The organism is Bittarella massiliensis (ex Durand et al. 2017), from assembly GCF_017566145.1.
GTDB classification, from domain to species: domain Bacteria; phylum Bacillota; class Clostridia; order Oscillospirales; family Ruminococcaceae; genus Bittarella; species Bittarella massiliensis_A.
The window spans coordinates 1-228 of record NZ_JABFCL010000146.1; the positions used below are offsets into that span (position 1 = coordinate 1).

At 51.3% G+C, this 228-nt stretch carries 1 protein-coding gene; it reads right to left on the bottom strand.

The features are described 5' to 3' along the window. Nucleotides 1-228 (bottom strand): hypothetical protein (locus HJY11_RS13805; protein WP_368041620.1); only part of this gene is annotated, 228 nt, incomplete at both ends.

The following is a 228-nucleotide window of genomic DNA, read 5'->3' on the forward strand; positions in this document are numbered from 1 at the left end:
TTCCGGTATATTTTGCTGTCTGTCAGGTTCCGGGGATGAATCGGTCTGCGGATCCTGGACCTGCACATCTTCTCCTTCCGGATCCTTATCCAGGATGATCTTCTCCAGTCCCTCTAACTGATTCTCATAATATCCCGGCGTCATCTCTGCCGGAAACCATCCGAATCCGGGCAGATAAATTTCTGCCCAGGCGTGAGCGGCATGATCCGTAATCTCTGCCTTGTATGT